The organism is Rhodococcus sp. P4_F3_2 (assembly GCF_056401335.1).
Map to the genome: position 1 here is coordinate 345023 of NZ_JBFUJN010000001.1, position 16472 is coordinate 361494.

The following is a 16472-nucleotide window of genomic DNA, read 5'->3' on the forward strand; positions in this document are numbered from 1 at the left end:
CCGGGCACAGAATAGCTGGTGAAACTAAGAAGCCTGCTGTTCGCGCTTGGCGGCTTCGCGTGCGAGCATGCGATCGCGCTGTTCCTCGAACTTCGTCGCGTTGGCGGCAAGGGTCTCGAGGAAGGCCGCCAACTCTTCGCGCGTGTTCTCGCCTTCGGCGCTGAAATCGTTGCGCTCGAAGATGTTCCACTTGCGCAAAACGGGCCAGACGACCTCGTCGAGGTGCTGGCGAAGGTCGTAGATGCCGTGCTTGGCCATGAGAGCGCCGTTACGACGGAAGTTCGGCATGCCGGCGCCCGGCATCTGGAAGTTCTGGACGATGTTCGCCACAGCCTTGAGAGCCTGATCGGGAGCAAGATCGAGCGCGGCGGCGCAGATGTTGCGGTAGAAGATCATGTGCAGGTTCTCATCAGCGGCGATGCGCTGAAGCATCTTGTCGGCAATCGGCTCGTCGCAAGCCTTGCCGGTGTTGCGGTGGCTGACGCGCGTCGCGAGTTCCTGGAAGGTCACGTAGGCGACCGAGTGCAGCAGGCCGGCGTCGCCCTCGTCGATGGGTGCGCTGTAACCGTTTGTCATGTGTTCCATGCGGAAGCGCTCGAGCTCGACGGGGTCGACTGCGCGCGTGACGACGAGGTAGTCACGCATCACGATGCCGTGACGGTTCTCCTCGGCGGTCCACCGGCCGACCCACGTTCCCCAGGCGCCGTCCTGCGAAAAGTTTTCGGCGATCTCGCGGTGGTACGAGGGCAGGTTGTCCTCGGTGAGCAGGTTGGTGATCATCGCGGCGCGAGCTACCTCGCCGAGCTGTGACTGCTCGAGGCTCCAGTCTTCGCCGCCCATGGCTGCGAAGTTACGGCCCTCGTCCCACGGAACGTAGTCGTGTGGATGCCATTCCTTGGCCATGGAGATGTGGCGGTTGACGTTCTCCTCGGCAACCGGCTGCAGCTCTTGTAGCAGCTCCAGCTGCGTCAGAATCCTCGTCATTTCTTGCCTCCATGTTGAGTGAATGCGCGACTTCGCCCCAGCCTACGGCACCGTAGGTTTGAAAAGAATGGCATGAAAATTGCTCCCCTCGAGGGATGTTACCGATCCGTAGTTATCCGGGGGCACTTTCACGACCAAGTCGTTCTTTCGACGTAGTCGCGGAACGTCCGGGCGGGATCGGACAGCTCGCGGCTCTTCGACCAGATCAGCCCTATTTTTCGCTGTGCTCCTTCGATCGGTACGTAGACGACTCCTTCGGCCCAGATCGGTGGATCCTGCACCGGCATGACCGAGACACCGAAGGACGCGGAGACCAGTCCGCCGACCGTTGCCAGCTCGCTGCTCTCGAAGACGAAATTCGGCGTGAATCCTGCGGCCGCGCACAGTTCATCGAGAATTCTTCGCATCCCGAAGTTCGGATGCATACCGATGAACGGTTCGTCGGCCGCGTCCGCGAGCTCGACCGAATGCAACTTCGCAAAGCGATGATCAGCCGGAACAGCCAATGCCAGTGACTGCTGGGCGATCTGCATCCATGCCACCTGCGGATCACGCGGCTGCGGCGAGACGACGGCCAGGTCGGACGTGCCGGCGGCAATTCTGTCGACCAGGAACTGCGCACTGTCCTGATGCAGTTCGAATCGCACTCCGGGATGCTCGACGCGGTATCCGCGCAGCATGTGCGGCACCAACCAGGTGCCGAACGAGTGGAGGAAGTCGAGCCGGACCGTGCCGCTTTCGGGGCTCGCCAGCGACTGGATTTCGCTCTGCGCCGCGTCGAGTGAGTGAAGAGCGGTGCGAGCGTGTCGGTAGAGGATCTCGCCGTACCGGTTCAGTTCGAGTCGGCGTCCCTGACGGTCGAAGAGCGTCACTCCGATCTGTCGTTCGAGGCGTGCAAGTTTGCGCGAGAGTGTCGGCTGCGACAGGTGAGTCAGATCCGCGGTAGCAGTCACCTGTTGGGTTTCGGCGAGAACGACAAACCATTCGAGGTCTTCGGTCAGCATCACGAACCCAATCTATATACCTCTGACGCATATAGAACTCCAAGTTTATGCATTTTCTTTTGTCGAAGCTCGGCGGGAGGATTCTTACCGGAGGTAAGTGATGCCTGGAGGTATGTGGTGACTGTCGAGAATGTGATCGAATCCGAAGTGGTGCCGCTTCGCCGCGGGACATCGGGGTATCGCACGGTGACCGTTGCGTTGTTCGCGGCCGGGCTGTCGACATTCATCTCGATGTACGCGGCACAGGCATTGCTGCCTGCGTTCGCCGAAGGCTTCGACGTCTCGCCCGCGGTGTCTGCACTTTCGGTCTCGGCGACGACGGGCATGTTGGCGTTGGCGATCATTCCGGCCAGTGCGCTCTCCGAGCGGTTCGGTCGCACACGGGTGATGATCGCGTCGGCGTCGGCATCCTGTGTGATCGGTTTGCTTCTGCCGCTCAGTCCGACGATCGAGGTTCTGCTGATCGGACGCGCGGCGCAAGGCTTGGCTCTGGCGGGGGTCCCGGCGGTGGCGATGGCCTATCTGGCCGAGGAGGTCGATTGCAAGGACCTCGGTGCAGCGATGGGAAGGTACGTAGCCGGCACGACGATCGGTGGGCTGATCGGACGGCTGGTTCCGTCGGCCGTCGTCGATTTCAGTACGTGGCGCTGGGCATTGGTGACTGCGGCCTTGCTGTCAGCGTTGTTCGCGCTCAACATGATCCGGAAGCTTCCCGCGTCGAAGTTCTTTCGCCCGCAGCCGGTGTCGGTGCGTGCGATCGCATCGAATCTACGACGCCACCTTGCGAACCCGTCGCTGCGCACGCTTTTCGCCTTGGGGTTCATCCTCATGGGCGGATTCGTCTCGATCTACAACTTCCTCGGGTTTCGGCTCACGGCAGCACCTTTCGGACTTCCCGAAGCACTTGTCGGCCTGGTCTTTCTTTTCTACCTCGCCGGAACTTTCACCTCAGCGGTAGCCGGCGGGGCCTCGGACCGGCTGGGTAGGCGCAGTGTTCTGCTCGGCTCGGTTGTTGTCATCGGTATCGGTCTGGCACTGACCGTTCCGGACAATCTGGCGTTGACTCTCGTGGGGATGCTGCTCTTCACCGGAGGATTCTTCGCGGCACATTCGGTGGCCAGCGGTTGGGTGGGGCTGATCGCGACCGATCACCGGGCCGAGGCGTCGGCGTTGTATCTGTTTGCCTACTACGCGGGTTCGTCCGTGGCGGGCGCCCTCGCTGGTCTCGCGTACGCGGGCGGCGGTTGGGGTGGGGTCAGTGCCTTTGTGGGCGCGCTGCTGTTGGTTGCGTTTGCATTGTCGCTGAAGATGTTTCGATCTTCGACGGTCGAATGACAGAGCGCTGCGGCGACCCCGAACGGGATCGCCGCAGTGCGAATCTGTCGAGCGTCTTACTTCTTGCCGCCGCCGAGGAGGCCGCCGAGCAGGTCACCGAGGCCGCCGCCACTGGATCCACCCAGGATGCCGCCGAGTGCGCCGCCGATGCCGCCGCCGGAATTGCCGCCACTGCCGAGAATTCCGCCGAGGAGATCCCCGAGCCCGCCGCCACCGGAGGCCTGGGTCTGCGCGCCGGCGCCGCCACCGGTGAACTGCTTGGCGAGGTAGGCCAGGACGATGGGAGCGAGGATCGGCAGCAACTGCTTCACCAGATCGTTTCCACCGCCGCCACCGACACCGCCCAGTGCGCTGGCGACCTGATCGGTGTTGCCGCCGAAGATGTTCGAGACGATCTTCTGACCGTCAGCGGTGTCGACTTTGCTGATGTCGACGCCGTCGTCGAGAAGGCTGGTGTCAGCGTGCGACTGCAGCGCACTTTCGAGTGAGGCTGCGCCTGCGGGATCCTGAGCGTTGGCGCCGAGGCCACCGACGAGGGTCGGAAGTGCAGTCTTGACCGCCGATTCGGCAGTTGCCTGGTCCACGCCGAGTTGCTGCGCGATCTGGTCGATGGGGATCTGGGATAGAAGGTCGTCAAGCGATGCCATTGATGCCCTACCTCTTCTGGGGTACTACTCGTCAGTACCCGGCTGTTGCAGACACTAGTGAATGTCGGCGTCGACGGTAACCCTCCGGTTGCCGAGCGGTCAGGCTCGGGTCTTCTCGCGGGGGACCAGACACGCTAGGAGAGCGAGAATCAGTCCGCCGGCCGTCAAGATGAATCCTGTCTGATTTGTCAGGATCGTGGAGTAGTTTTCCCTGATGACATTGTCGAATTGATCGTTCACTCGGTAGTAGAACGTGCCCAGAGTTCCCAATCCCACGATGATTCCGATCCACGCTGAAATACGAGAACCGAACAAAGCGGCGATCAGAATCAACACGGCTGCAGCGAGCAGAAGTATCGCCATCGAACGGTAGAAGGTCACGGACTGATCGCCGAGTTGCTCGATTGCCCACCCGGCCGGAAAACCGTCCCGCAGGTCCTCGAGGCGAACGTTGTTGGGTTTGACCCCGGCGAGTACGTACATGAACGAGCCGACGGCAACGGCGATTCCACAAATGAGCAGAACCAGATGAACTAACGTGCGCATGCCACTCTCCCTGTGTTCGGAGTTCGGTAACGCGGTCGTCGCCGAGCCTAGCGGTGTCGCGGGTGTCAAGCGCGGTATCGAGCGTGCAGAATCGTCTCCATGCCCGACAACATGCGTCGACTCGAAGAGATCTCGTTGTCCCTGCCGGAGGCGGAGCGCGTCGACATCGAAGCGTGGGACGGCCACCCGACCTTCCGGGTCCGCGGCAAGAACTTCGTGTTCTGCAACGTCGAAGCCACCTCCTTGACCGTCAAGTTGAGCAAGGAGGAAGCCGAAGCGGTGGTGGCCACCGAACCAGGTGCAAGCGCTGCCGGCTACGGTCTCGGTCGACACGGGTGGGTTGCGCTCGACATCGGCACCGACGTTTCCGAGGAGAAATGGTCGCAACTGGAGGAGTGGATCTACACCTCGTTCACCCTCGTTGCTCCGAAGCGGCTTGCCCGGATCGTTCTCGATGCGGATGAGGAACGCCCGTAACGGATAGATTCGTCAGTACAGACGCCGACTAGACGAGGATTTGTCATGACGACACCGGAAACTTCACCGGCCACCGCAAAACCGGGCATGCCGCCGTGGGCGAAGAAGGCCATCGGGATCGCAGTGATGGCGGTGGTCCTGGTCATCGCTTACTTCATCCTTGCCGCCTTCCTTCCGCGTTGGTGGGCGCAGCGAATTGCGTCGTTGGCGAACGGCAGCTTCAGCGCCGGAATCGCGTGGGGACTGCTGTTCGGTCTCGTCTGCACCCTGGTCCCGCTCATCTTCTTCCGAGCGGTCTGGCAGGTGCGCAAGCGCAAGCATGCTCGAATCATCCAGATCACGGCTCTCGCGTTGGGTGTGATCTTCGCGCTGCCGAATCTGCTCTCTCTGACAGTTGTTCTCGGCAACAACAATGCAGCGCATGCGGGCGAGCGGATCCTCGACGTCGACGGCCCCGGTTTCCGCGGAGCCTCCGTTGTCGGTGCAGTCCTGGGTGTTGCGTTGTTCCTGGGTCTTGTCGCGCTCGGCTACATGTACAAAAAGCGTGGCAAGGATCTCGACAAGATGCGCGGTGAGCTCAAGCAACACGAGCCGCAGAGTAAGGGCGAGGCTCCGGCCCCGGAAATCTGAGTCAGCTCTTCGACCGAGTGCTCAGGCCGACGCCGACTCCGACGGTTCCCGCCGCCACCAGTCCGGCGAGCGGGACCGCCCAGTGTCCGGCAAATGTGCAGGCGAGAACCAGGATTGCGGCCACCGGTAGAACAGCCTGCTCGATCCTGTCGCGCTTGAAGTGGCGTGAGTGCATGAGCCACACGAAGATCAGGAACATCGCGGCCGGGATCGTGACCGCGGCAGATGCTGCGAACGTCGAAATGTGCGCCTCGCCAACTGCTTCCTCGACGGCTACTTCGATGCCGGCGCCGATGGCCGCAGCGGATCCGAATACGAAGTAGTGCCCGTATCCCCACAACAGGACGGCGCGATTGCCCTGGTCTGCGAGGTACTCGTGGATCGGGACGGCGAAGTAGATCCACAACGCGGAGAACACGATCAGAACTCCGCCGACAGCAATCGGAATCAGTAGGTCGGCGGCGTCGAAATCACGAATGCCGGATTGGACCGCGATGGTGGCGGCAGCAATGGTTTCGCCGAGCATGATGATGGTGAAGAGGCCGTAGCGTTCGGCGATGTGTTGCGGGTGCCACGGAGTCTGATGGTTGCGCTCGGCGATTGCCGGCACCGCGAGTTCGGCGATCATGAGAACGAAGAAGCCCGGAATCCACGCCGACGCCGGCATCAGGAGCAGCACGATCCAGCCGGCCTGGACGATCACGAGCCCGGCGGCATATTGCAGAGCAGTGGTTCGCGCTGCACCGGATTCACCGCTGGCGGCTCGAAGCCATTGGCAGGTGAGCGCAATTCGCATGATGAGGTAGCCGACGATGGCCGTCGTACGGTCGGTTCCGTCGAATGCGTCGGGGATTCCGGCGGCGAAGACGAGCACGCCACAAATCTGTACGAAGGTCGCGATCCGGTAGGGGACGTCGTCCGTGTCGTAGGCAGACGCGAACCAGGTGAAGTTCACCCACGCCCACCACAGCGCGAAGAAGACGAACATATAACCGGCGATGCCGTCGACGTAGTGGCCCTCGGCAACAGCGTGCACCAGTTGAACTCCGGCCTGTGCGGCCGCAACCACGAAACACAGGTCGAAGAACAGTTCGAGTGGCGTCGATGCGCGATGGTTCTCGTCGCGGCTGCGTGCGCGCATCCGGATGATCGGCATAACGGCCCGGCCGTGGCCCGCGCCTGTACTGGTGTGTTCTGTCATCGTCCCCACCTTGCTCCGACGTCTAGTGCAGGAGCGCAGTCTAGGGCGAATTCCGTCGGGTCGACGAATGAGACATTTCGCCCCTCACCACACGAGAACGGGTTTGATGACGCGCCCCGACGCTTGATCTTCGACGGCTTTGTTGATGTCGGCGAATGCGTAGCGCGTCACCAAGCGGTCGATCGGAAACCGGCCACCAGTGAAGAGTTCGACGAGTTCGGGGATGAACGTCGAGACTTCCGACTCTCCTTCGATGCATCCTCGAATTGTCTTTCCGCTCAGCATGATGTCGGTCATGTTCACCTCGACCGTGGATGCTCCGAGTCCGACTACTGCCAGTGTTCCCCGTGCTCGAAGTGATGTGACGGCTTGACTGATCACGGAGCCGATTCCGGTGGTGTCGAGGGAATGTGTCGAACCTCCGTCGGTGGCGGCGCGTACTGCTTCAACCGCGTCCTTGGTGGTCGGGTCGACGGTGACGGCGCCGAATTCCTCGGCGAGTTCGCGCCGCTGTGCAACGGGGTCCACGGCGATCAGGGTGGAAACGCCGGCAGCCCTCGCCGCCAGCAGCGCTGCGAGTCCGACGCTGCCTGCCCCGAAAACGACAAACGTCGAGTCGGGCTCGGGGCGAAGTAGATTCAGCACGGCACCCGCGCCGGTTTGAAACCCGCAGCCGAGCGGAGCCGCGACGGTCAGGTCCACTGCAGGATCGACGACGACGGTGTTGTCGGCAGAGGCTATGACGTATTCCGCGAAGCTGGACTGGCCGAAGAATGCGGACCGTATCGGAGTTCCGTTTCGCCGGACCGGCGTCGAGCCGTCGGTGCGTGCGCCAGAGCTGTTGAGCCCGTGTGAGCTTTCGCAGTACGCCCGATGGCCGCTGAGACATTGCCTGCATACACCGCAACTGCGGTAGCTCAGCAATACGTGATCACCAGCCGCGATGTTGTCGATCGACGAGCCAACGGCTTGCACGACGCCGGCGCCTTCGTGTCCGAACACGCAGGGCCCGAGCTTTTCCGGTAGCACCGTCTTCGTGAACAGATCCGTGTGGCACAGGCCTGTCGCGACGATGCGAACCAGGATCTCGTCTGCGCGGGGTTGGTCGATCTCGACGGTGTCGAGTGTGAAGGGGGAGTGCGGGCCGTGTGAGAGCGCCGCTGTCATCTGCATGGCGGACGTCGAATTCTGTTCGGCGCGAATCACGCTCGCTCGAGCAGGAAGTAGTAGTGCTGTCCGCCGTCGAGAACCAACGCCGATTTTCCGTTCATGATGCCCATGAGCGTCGAATCGTCGACTTTCTTGAAGTGGTCGAAGATCGGCGCGCCGTCGTAGACCATCGTCGCCGTGACTTCGCCACGAAACTCGATGTTCCACAGGCTTGCCTCGCCATTGCCGCTCTTGACGTCGGAGTAGAGGTTGCCGTCTTCGTCTCGGCAGATCAACGGCTTTGCATCCTCGACGGAATTGAAAGTCTTGCCGTACCAGCGGCTCGCGAACAGTTTTTCGTGCAGACGATGACCGGTGGCGAAGTCGTCGCCCTTCCATTCGCCGAGGATTTCCTCGGCGGCAACGGTTTCCAGCGCGGCCCACACTTCGTCGAGTTCTGCTGGTGAAACACCACTTTCCGATCCACGGAGCCGGGTGAATGCGGTTCGAGCGTCATCGAGATTCATGTCTCTCCTTGCGTCGGCGGGTGAGTTGGCCGAAGTTCGCGAACCAAATTGTTCGTCAACTCTGCACGCTACGCCGAACCGGATGGTTCGGCAACGGTCGATTCGTTCTAGGCTGTGAACATGCGCTCAGCAGGGGAAGCCACGAGAGACCGCATTCTGGCGGCCGCAAAGGACGAATTTGCGACGTGCGGCCTGGCCGGCGCGCGGATCAATCGGATCGCCGCGCAAGCGCGTGCCAGCAAGGACCGTCTCTACGCGTACTTCGCGAGCAAGGAAGAGTTGTTTTCTGCCGTCACTGAGCAATGGACGTCCGAAACCACAGCGGAGACAGCGCTACGAGGTGATGATCTGCCGGGGTATGCAGGTCGACTCTTCGACAACTACGTCGCGCATCCCGAGAACGCTCGATTGCAGCAATGGGCGGATCTCGAAGCACCGGACGTCATGAGCGAGGACGACATACGAAGCAAGACGTTCCGGCCGAAGGTAGCCGAGATTCGCAAAGGTCAACTCGAGGGACACATCGACCCCGAGTGGAATCCCGCGGAGTTGATTCTGTTGATCACCGACATCGCCCGGATGTTCGCGCTCAAGTCGTCCCGTCCCGTCGCTCAGCGTCGCGAGGCTGCGGTCGGGGCGGTTCAGCGGTTGATCGCGACGTGACGAACCGGATGTGCAACGTGATCAATGGCCAACGCCGCGTTCCCTTGTGCTCTCGCACGAGGGGACGCGGCGTTGAATTCCAGTTCGGAGCGGGTCAGAGCTTGACCGACGGCTGACCACTCCTGATACGACTTACCTCGGATCGAGCGAATTCGACTCGGCCGGTGTTGGTTCCGTGGGAGTCTGCCAGAGCGTCGGCGAGGTCTGCCGCGGCTTCGAGGACGTATTCGGCGCGTCTACGGGCCGCGTGTCCGCCTGCAGATTTGCGGAAAGCCCTGCGTGCCTTGTGGTCGCCGCACAGAGCGACGAATTCTTCGTCCGTGATGACACCACGGTCGACTTCCGGTGCCAGGATGTCGCTCAGGAACTGGCGTTCACGTGGAACCGTCATTCGAAACACGCGGACCACGAGGGTCAATGCAGCGGCGACCATGACAAAGAAGAGCGGAAAGAGGAGTGCATTCTTGCCTTGTGTCAAGGCACCGGCGGAATCCCACAGGCCGTGGAGCAGCATCGCGGTCGCCATCAGTGCGAGTCCGCGCCCCACACGACGCGGTTCCGCCGGCCGTCCCAGTAGATAGACGAGTCCGGCACCGAAGATCGCACTGTACAGAGTGTGTGCGGCCACTCCGAATACCATGCGGAGGATGATCGTCGGCATCGCAGCGCCGACCGGATCGGCTCCGAACTGCGACGCGGCCGAGTTCAAGGCGTACAGAACGTCTTCGAAGATCTGGAAGCCGAGTCCGATGAAGGCGCCGAGGATGAATCCGTCGAATGCGGTGCGCACCAATCGAGATGCCAGTGCGATGAGCAGGAGCAACCCGATGCCCTTGGCGATTTCTTCGGTGAACGGAGCTGTCAGGCCGGGGCCCCAGTCCGATGCCCACGCCTGTCCGAATGTCTTGGCGTACAAGGACAAGATGGCGTCGTTGGCGTTTGCGGCCATCACCCATGTAGCGGCGAAGCTGCCCCACAGGAACGCAACGACGATCAGTTTGACCGGTTGGCGCGCGTACCTGTCGATGTGCTGCGTGAACCACCAGAAGATGGCGCCGTACACACCGAACAGCACCRGCGAAAGCGCGATGGCTTCTCCGTAAGCGCCGGCGGACGACGACAGCAGCGAGAAGAATTTGAAGGCGCCGCTCACCACCAAAGCGAGGTAAACCCAGAAAGCGGCGTTGCGCGGCTGGTAGAACGTGAACGACCTACCCCAACCGGAGTTCTCTATCGCACCGGCGCGGGTGAGGAGATCGTTTGCGGGTTGTGTTGTGGGAGTGCTCATCAGGAACCCTCTCCGGCTCGGTGGCTGATGCTCACGATCATGTGAGCAATGTCGTCCGTGATGGTCGGAGCCACATCGCTCGGCCCGGTGGAGACAACTTCGATGCCTTTTCCGTCGACGACAAATGCTGCGATCACGCCGTCGGCAGTCGAGTTCGAGTAGCTGGTGATGACACCACGAATGCCGCTCGCCGTGGTGATCGAGGAAGAGTCGCCGCTGACGCGCAAAGACTCTGCTGTTGCCAGGGCGTCCGAGGTCTTCTTGATCTGTTCGAGTAGAGCGTTCGCGTCACCGGCGAAGGGTGCCGTGTAGACGGTGAACAGTGCACCGCTGTTCACCAGAGTTGCGCGCTGCGGGAACGAACCGGAGACGGGAGCATCAGTTTCGCGGACCCCGTCTGTGATTCCCCAGCCGACGGCGGGAACGAAGGTGATGCCGTCTTTGAGTTCCATGACATCCCCGGCCACGACTTCGTCGTCGTAGGCGACAGAGTTGTTGACGGCCGGGATGAGGATGCTCATGACTATCGCAACGGCCAGCACTATCGCTGCGGGGATGATGGTCGCTCGGTCCAGGCCGAACCATCTACGGTCGACGGGAACCCAGCGATCCTCGGGTTCGAATGGCGTCCGCGGCGGGTCGTCCCGCACTGTGGTTTCCGTTTCGGTCATGTTTGCCCGGGCTTTCGTGAGTGCTTGGTAAGGCGTTCGCGGGCCGCAGTATCCGATTTGTACTGCACGCCGTTTGTGCTGGGTCGACAGCGAATCTGAGGAGTGCGCCTCAGGGGGTAAAAGTACCAAACAGAACGATTCAGGCAGGACGTGAACCTGGACATCGCTTGGGGGAGTTTCGAAAGGCGCCGGCCCCGGCGTCTGCACGATGTTTACGTGATTCTCAGTATTGGTGCGTAGCTTGGTCGTTGGCTCGTTGACGCCCTCGGGATGTTGACGTGCCGCCCAAACTTTTGTTGTCGACTGTTCAGATACTGGTGAGCTAAAGGATCGCGGCCGGCCACCCGTACTGAATATCGTCGACACTCAGCGTGTTCCTTAGACGCGCGCACCTGTTCAGTATCTGGAGTGGAACCGTGTCTCAGTGGCCGTGCCAATGAAGATCTCGAAGAAGGTAGCCCTGGTGCTGGTGGCTGCATTCGCGTTGGCGTTGGGTTCGGCGGAAGTCGGAACCGCCCGCGCAGACACGTCTGTCCGGGTGAGTGTGGCCGGTCATGTTGTGAGCGCCGGACACTTCGAGCAAGTGCGGCGCCCCAACCGGTGTGTGAAGGCTGGGCCGGGGAAGTCGAAACCGAGCGAGCAGAAGTCCACGAATCGCAGTGGGCGTCGAGGTAGCGGGGGATGCTTCTGACGGTGGTTGCGAAGTTCCGCAATCAGCCGTCCTGAATCTGTAACACGTTCTAATCTTGCGTGATGGACGTGACCTATGAGGGGACCAAACGCGAAGTCGCTACCGACAAGGGGACTTTGCGCTATCACGAGGCGGGCGATGGTCCGCCGTTGATCCTGTTGCACGGCTCAGGGATCGGTGTGAGTGGTTGGCGGAACTATCGGGGGAACCTCGAGGTCTTCGCGAAGCATTTCCACTGCTACATCCTCGAGTTCCCGGGTTTCGGCGTGAGCGATCCCGTCGACGGCCATCCGGTGATCACGGCAGCGTCGTCGGTGATCCGATTCATGGACGCGCTGGGAATCGAATCGGCTGCGATGATCGGCAATTCGATGGGTGGGGTAGTCGGCGTCAACGTCGCGATGAGGTTCCCGGAGCGTGTCTGCAGGCTGGTCACCATCGGTGGCGTCGGCCCGAACATCTTCAGTCAGAATCCAAGTGAAGGTACCCGTCTCCTGCAGGACTTCGCCGACGCTCCCAGCCGTGAGAAGTTGGTTCGATGGCTCGAATGCATGGTGTACGACAAGACTGTCGTCACCGAGGCGCGGATCGAGGAACGATGGGAAACGGCCAACGATCCGGCCTCGCACCAGGCATTGACCGCGATGTACGGATCCAAAGCCTTTGCCGCTCAGCAGCAGATGATGTCCAACTCGGATGTGCCGCCGTACTGGTCGATGATGCACAAGGTGCAATGCCCGACCTTGCTGACATGGGGGCTCGACGACAGGCAGTGTCCACCGGACATGCCGATGATTCCGATGCGACTGATTCCGAACGCCGAACTGCATGTATTCCCGAACTGCGGGCACTGGGTGATGATCGAAGCCAAGGAGGCATTCGAGCGCGTGAGCGTCGAGTTCCTGCTTCGATGACCTGCTGATGCATTCACGTGGCACGAATTGATGTGGCACGAACGCACAAGACCCGGCGCCGCCTAGGGGCGCGGCGCAGAGTCTAACGGGACCGCAGAGTCCGTGAAAACACCACCCCCACCAGAAGGGCGATTCCGATGACTGCGATGGTCCCGCCCGTGCGATGCAGACCCGCGTCGTCGATGGTTCCGCGCATGGTCAGCTCGATGACGACGGCCGCAAGGTTGGCGCCGATGTACTGGATTGTTCGGTACAGGCCGATCGCGGTCCCGACGTCGGCGGAGGTGGTCACCGAGTTGATCAGGTTCTGGTTTCCCATGTTGTTGAAGCCGTTGGGGATGCCCAGGATCGCCGCTATCAGCAGGAGTGCCACAAGGGGAGTCGAACTGGATTCGACAAAGGCGATCAGAATCCCGCCGACAGCCAACGCGGCGGTGCCGATCAGGAGGGTGATCCGTGCGCCGAATTTCCCGTACACCCTGGACGCGGACATGGTCGCGAAGATCCCGACCGCAGCGACGGGCAGCATGAAGAGCCCGGCGCTGATCGGTGACATTCCGCGGGCTACCTGTAGCCACTGGGGGAGTCCGAAGAAGATGCAGTAGAACGCTGTGTAAGTCAGCAGGGTCCGGCTGAGAGTCATGCTCAGTGCGCGGTTTCGGGCGACGGCACGGACGTCGATGAACGCCGAGGCGGTTCGACGTTCCCACCAGACGAACAGGAACGCGAAGAGGGCCGTCGACGGGACGAGATACCACTTCGCGTGCTCGGCGAGAGACAGGAGGAAGAGCATCGTCGACGTCGTCAGGGCCAGAAACAGCGTGATACCGAGTGGGTCGAGTGACTTGAACAACGCAGTGGCGCCGGCCCGGTCGGGCAGGGCGGAGTCGCTCGGAGCGGCGAAGAAGACCCATAGGGCAGTGACGACGACAAGCGGGAGGTTCACCCACATGATCGACTGCCAACCGAGTGTGCCGACCAGCAACCCGCCGAGAGTAGGCCCCAGCGCGACGACCGATTGAGCGCAAATGGTGAGTGTTGCTATAGCTGAACGGGTTTGAGCCCGGTGACGGTCAGCGTATTCGCGGATGACGGTCATCGCATTCGGATACTGTGTCGCCGTGCCGATTCCGAGCAGAATCCGCGCCGCGATAAGCCAACCCAGCGACGGGGCGAGCGAGCCGAGGATCGATCCGGCAGCGATCAGACCCAATCCCGCCAGATAGACGCGTTTGGCGCCGAGGATCGATCCGAGTCGCCCCGCCGCCGGTGCCGTGACTGCAGTCGCGATGTAGAGAGCCGAGATGACCCACGCTGTGCCCGAACTGGAACCGAAGTATGTGGCGATCGGGACGATTGCCACCGCAATCATCGACGAGTTCAGTGCCTGAAGAACGGTTCCCGAACCGAGAGCAAGACTCAGTTTCAGGGGAACGGAGGCTTGGGGTGTCGACGTTTCGACGACGGCGGTCACGGGTTCATCAGTGACTCCTCTGATATCGATGTCGATGCTGGGGACGCGCCCTGGCCTAGTCTGCGCAGGATTCGGCCGGCGATCAGAAGCAAGTCACGCTCGGCTTCGGTGCACTCGGCGTCGATGACCTCGGCCAACCACTGCGTGCGTTTCGTTCGGTCTTCGTGAAGGGTCGACGTGCCTAGTTCGGTCATCGTGACCAGGGCCGCGCGGCCGTCCGATGGATCCGCCCTTCGCGTCACCATGCCCTGTTCCTCGAGCGCGGCCACGGTCTTTGCGATGGATTGCGGTGTGACGCGCTCGAATTTCGCCAACTCTTTTGCGGTCAACGGACCTTGTCGGTCGAGGTGGCCGAGAGCTTGGATCTGGCTCGGCGTGAGTTTGTGGTCGTGGCGTTTGGTGCGGAGACGCCGGACGAAGGCACCCAGATCGTCCCAAAGTACGTCGATCTCGTCCCGAGTCTTGCTGCGACCCTCGCCATCGTTCATTTAGACAGTCTAACTGTGTTATTTCGATGCTGCCAGCACGGTTTCGACAAAAACTGGGGAATAAACAATCGCATTAGTTGTTTAAAACCTTGGGATTGCCGTTCATCCGTCGGCGAAGCAGGTCCGTCTGCGAGGTCGGATTATCGGAATCTCGGACACGAAAAAGCTCGGATGCGCACCCCCTGCAGCGCACCCGAGCGGCCAAAACCATACCACTTGGTGTCTTTTGGGCATAAAGTCGGTTGTTGTCCCCCGAACAGCCGATTGCCTCTAGTACTTTTGGCGGGTATCGCTCTAGTCCTTACGTAGGGTGTGTTGGAGGGGATATTGTGAGGTTTCGGGGGATGACAGGCGCCGATCACGGCGATTCTGCGTACCAACTCTGCGAGAGGCACAACACCGTAAATGGCACGTCAACAAGAGCGTGCGCGGCGTACCCGCGCCGCCCTGGTCGAAGCGGCTGCAGTCGAATTCGCCAAGCGCGGCTATGCAGCTGCGTCGGTGAACACGATCCTCGAGGGCTCCCGCGCCACCAAAGGCGCCATGTATTTCCATTTCCAGTCCAAGGAAGAGTTGGCGCGAGCGGTTCTGACCTCGGCTATCGAAACCTTCACTGGAATCACTGATCGTTGGGCCAAGAGAACAGACCTCGATCCATTCGTCGCTTTGCACGGGCTTGTGCTCGACATTGCCGAGGTCTTCCGTACCGAGGTAATCGTGCAGGCGGAATTCCGGCTGATCATCGAGCCGGAGTTCTACAAGGATGTGCAATCGGGTGGCGGGCAGGTCTGGGGAAAGACCGCCTACGAGTTGGCATTGCGCGCCAAGGACGACGGTTTGCTCCGCGAAGACGTGGACCCGGAGAAATTCACGCGCGTACTGGCAGCGAGCCTTGCCGGCCAGCGGTACATGGCGGACCTGATTGCCTCGAGTGGTGATCTGGGTGTGTGGTTCGAGGAGTCCCTCGAAGTGGTGCTCGAAGCCATGGCCACACCGGAGTGGTTGGAGAAGTTTCATCGCGACGGCTGGCCACAAGTGGAGTTCCCCGACGCGGAATAGTCCACTTTTCGCCCATGACCAGGCGATTTGTGATTTCCGAACGCTGTGCCATAAGCTATCCAAGCTCCCAACGGAACGCCGTTGGGGTACTAGTTCGGAGAGATCCGGCGGGCCCCCTTCGTCTAGCGGCCTAGGACGCCGCCCTTTCAAGGCGGTAGCGCGGGTTCGAATCCCGTAGGGGGTACGTTTTGCGAAAGCGAAACGATGCAGTATGGTTTGACCCGCACGACACGCTTTGAGATGCACAAATGCCAGGCCAGGACAGTGGTTTGGGAGCGGCTCGAAGATGTAGTACGGTTTCACAGCAAGGAAAAAGCAAGGCCCTGTGGCGCAGTTGGTTAGCGCGCCGCCCTGTCACGGCGGAGGTCGCGGGTTCGAGTCCCGTCAGGGTCGCAAAGCTTTGTTCTCAATCAATTGGTTGAGAACAAAGCAATGCGATAGGCATTCGGTTCGGGTGCCGTCCGGCCAGGTAGCTCAGTTGGTACGAGCGTCCGCCTGAAAAGCGGAAGGTCGCCGGTTCGATCCCGGCCCTGGCCACCATAATTCTTATCGACAAGCTCCAATCTCATGTTCTTCGAACATAAGGTTGGAGCTTTTTCGTGTTCGGATGTCAGTCGCCGTCAACCACTCGGCCCGATCATCTCAGTTGTGCGCATCCTTTGACTCCGTGAATGTTTCCGGTCACCGGGAACGTGCTGGGCGTCACTCCACAGAGGACATCACT

At 61.3% G+C, this 16472-nt stretch carries 18 protein-coding genes and 3 tRNA genes; 10 read left to right on the forward strand and 11 right to left on the reverse strand.

Annotation, left to right across the window (positions count from 1 at the left end; translation table 11 throughout):
- Positions 1-24 precede the first annotated feature (24 nt).
- Together AC1DWA_RS01705 and AC1DWA_RS01710 are read right to left on the reverse strand one after the other, a co-directional pair.
- Positions 25-984: an acyl-ACP desaturase gene (locus AC1DWA_RS01705; RefSeq protein WP_003940492.1), complete on the reverse strand. Its 960-nt coding sequence runs from the start codon at positions 982-984 to the stop codon at positions 25-27.
- 128 nt (positions 985-1112) lie between these two features.
- Positions 1113-1991, reverse strand: coding sequence for a LysR family transcriptional regulator (locus tag AC1DWA_RS01710; protein ID WP_019745078.1), 879 nt, complete (start codon positions 1989-1991; stop codon positions 1113-1115).
- Between the two features lie 114 nt (positions 1992-2105).
- Here AC1DWA_RS01710 and AC1DWA_RS01715 point away from each other — a divergent pair, with 114 nt between their 5' ends.
- Positions 2106-3323, forward strand: coding sequence for an MFS transporter (locus AC1DWA_RS01715; RefSeq protein WP_029536957.1), 1218 nt, complete (start codon positions 2106-2108; stop codon positions 3321-3323).
- 56 nt (positions 3324-3379) lie between these two features.
- On the opposite strand, the gene AC1DWA_RS01720 is transcribed toward AC1DWA_RS01715, so the two are convergent.
- Positions 3380-3970, reverse strand: coding sequence for a DUF937 domain-containing protein (locus AC1DWA_RS01720; RefSeq protein ID WP_153211715.1), 591 nt, complete (start codon positions 3968-3970; stop codon positions 3380-3382).
- A 99-nt stretch (positions 3971-4069) separates the two neighbouring features.
- Positions 4070-4516, reverse strand: coding sequence for a hypothetical protein (locus tag AC1DWA_RS01725; protein WP_020970602.1), 447 nt, complete (start codon positions 4514-4516; stop codon positions 4070-4072).
- Positions 4517-4615: 99 nt separating this feature from the next.
- Between AC1DWA_RS01725 and AC1DWA_RS01730 the strand changes: the two genes are divergently transcribed.
- Positions 4616-4993, forward strand: coding sequence for an MmcQ/YjbR family DNA-binding protein (locus AC1DWA_RS01730; protein WP_007733864.1), 378 nt, complete (start codon positions 4616-4618; stop codon positions 4991-4993).
- Positions 4994-5038: 45 nt separating this feature from the next.
- Positions 5039-5623, forward strand: coding sequence for a hypothetical protein (locus tag AC1DWA_RS01735; protein WP_020908915.1), 585 nt, complete (start codon positions 5039-5041; stop codon positions 5621-5623).
- Between the two features lies 1 nt (position 5624).
- Here AC1DWA_RS01735 and AC1DWA_RS01740 read toward each other — a convergent pair whose 3' ends face one another.
- The 3 genes from AC1DWA_RS01740 to AC1DWA_RS01750 form a co-directional block, all read right to left on the reverse strand.
- Positions 5625-6824: a low temperature requirement protein A gene (locus AC1DWA_RS01740; RefSeq protein ID WP_020970601.1), complete on the reverse strand. Its 1200-nt coding sequence runs from the start codon at positions 6822-6824 to the stop codon at positions 5625-5627.
- 84 nt (positions 6825-6908) lie between these two features.
- Positions 6909-7997 carry an NAD(P)-dependent alcohol dehydrogenase gene (locus tag AC1DWA_RS01745; RefSeq protein ID WP_477846854.1) on the reverse strand — a complete coding sequence of 363 codons (1089 nt, stop codon included), beginning with the start codon at positions 7995-7997 and terminating at the stop codon, positions 6909-6911.
- Between the two features lie 29 nt (positions 7998-8026).
- On the reverse strand, positions 8027-8500 hold the full coding sequence (locus AC1DWA_RS01750; RefSeq protein WP_019745072.1) for a DUF4334 domain-containing protein: 474 nt from the start codon (positions 8498-8500) through the stop codon (positions 8027-8029).
- 120 nt (positions 8501-8620) lie between these two features.
- Here AC1DWA_RS01750 and AC1DWA_RS01755 point away from each other — a divergent pair, with 120 nt between their 5' ends.
- On the forward strand, positions 8621-9163 hold the full coding sequence (locus AC1DWA_RS01755) for a TetR/AcrR family transcriptional regulator (protein WP_477846797.1): 543 nt from the start codon (positions 8621-8623) through the stop codon (positions 9161-9163).
- A 94-nt stretch (positions 9164-9257) separates the two neighbouring features.
- Here AC1DWA_RS01755 and AC1DWA_RS01760 read toward each other — a convergent pair whose 3' ends face one another.
- On the reverse strand, positions 9258-10451 hold the full coding sequence (locus AC1DWA_RS01760) for a PrsW family intramembrane metalloprotease (RefSeq protein ID WP_477916448.1): 1194 nt from the start codon (positions 10449-10451) through the stop codon (positions 9258-9260).
- The gene (locus tag AC1DWA_RS01765) at positions 10451-11122 is read right to left on the reverse strand and encodes a hypothetical protein (RefSeq protein WP_046379179.1); all 672 of its coding nucleotides are present in this window, start codon (positions 11120-11122) and stop codon (positions 10451-10453) included. The genes AC1DWA_RS01760 and AC1DWA_RS01765 overlap by 1 nt, the downstream gene beginning before the upstream one ends.
- 424 nt (positions 11123-11546) lie before the next feature.
- Between AC1DWA_RS01765 and AC1DWA_RS01770 the strand changes: the two genes are divergently transcribed.
- Together AC1DWA_RS01770 and AC1DWA_RS01775 are read left to right on the forward strand one after the other, a co-directional pair.
- Complete coding sequence (locus AC1DWA_RS01770; RefSeq protein ID WP_134999848.1) at positions 11547-11813, forward strand: hypothetical protein; 267 nt, start codon at positions 11547-11549, stop codon at positions 11811-11813.
- 62 nt (positions 11814-11875) lie between these two features.
- Entirely contained in the window at positions 11876-12727 is an 852-nt protein-coding gene (locus AC1DWA_RS01775) for an alpha/beta fold hydrolase (RefSeq protein WP_020908908.1), read from the forward strand.
- An 82-nt stretch (positions 12728-12809) separates the two neighbouring features.
- Here AC1DWA_RS01775 and AC1DWA_RS01780 read toward each other — a convergent pair whose 3' ends face one another.
- Positions 12810-14201: an MFS transporter gene (locus AC1DWA_RS01780; protein ID WP_477846799.1), complete on the reverse strand. Its 1392-nt coding sequence runs from the start codon at positions 14199-14201 to the stop codon at positions 12810-12812.
- On the reverse strand, positions 14198-14689 hold the full coding sequence (locus tag AC1DWA_RS01785; protein ID WP_021345391.1) for a MarR family winged helix-turn-helix transcriptional regulator: 492 nt from the start codon (positions 14687-14689) through the stop codon (positions 14198-14200). Before AC1DWA_RS01785 ends, AC1DWA_RS01780 begins: the two co-directional genes overlap by 4 nt.
- A gap of 405 nt (positions 14690-15094) precedes the next feature.
- Here AC1DWA_RS01785 and AC1DWA_RS01790 point away from each other — a divergent pair, with 405 nt between their 5' ends.
- The 4 genes from AC1DWA_RS01790 (at position 15095) to AC1DWA_RS01805 (ending at position 16288) form a co-directional block, all read left to right on the forward strand.
- A complete protein-coding gene (locus AC1DWA_RS01790) occupies positions 15095-15748 on the forward strand; it encodes a TetR family transcriptional regulator (protein ID WP_019745065.1) in 654 nt (217 codons plus the stop codon).
- A 111-nt stretch (positions 15749-15859) separates the two neighbouring features.
- A tRNA-Glu gene (locus AC1DWA_RS01795) sits at positions 15860-15932 on the forward strand.
- Positions 15933-16067: 135 nt separating this feature from the next.
- Positions 16068-16141, forward strand: a tRNA-Asp gene (locus AC1DWA_RS01800).
- A 70-nt stretch (positions 16142-16211) separates the two neighbouring features.
- A tRNA-Phe gene (locus AC1DWA_RS01805) sits at positions 16212-16288 on the forward strand.
- The last annotated feature ends 184 nt before the right edge of the window (positions 16289-16472 follow it).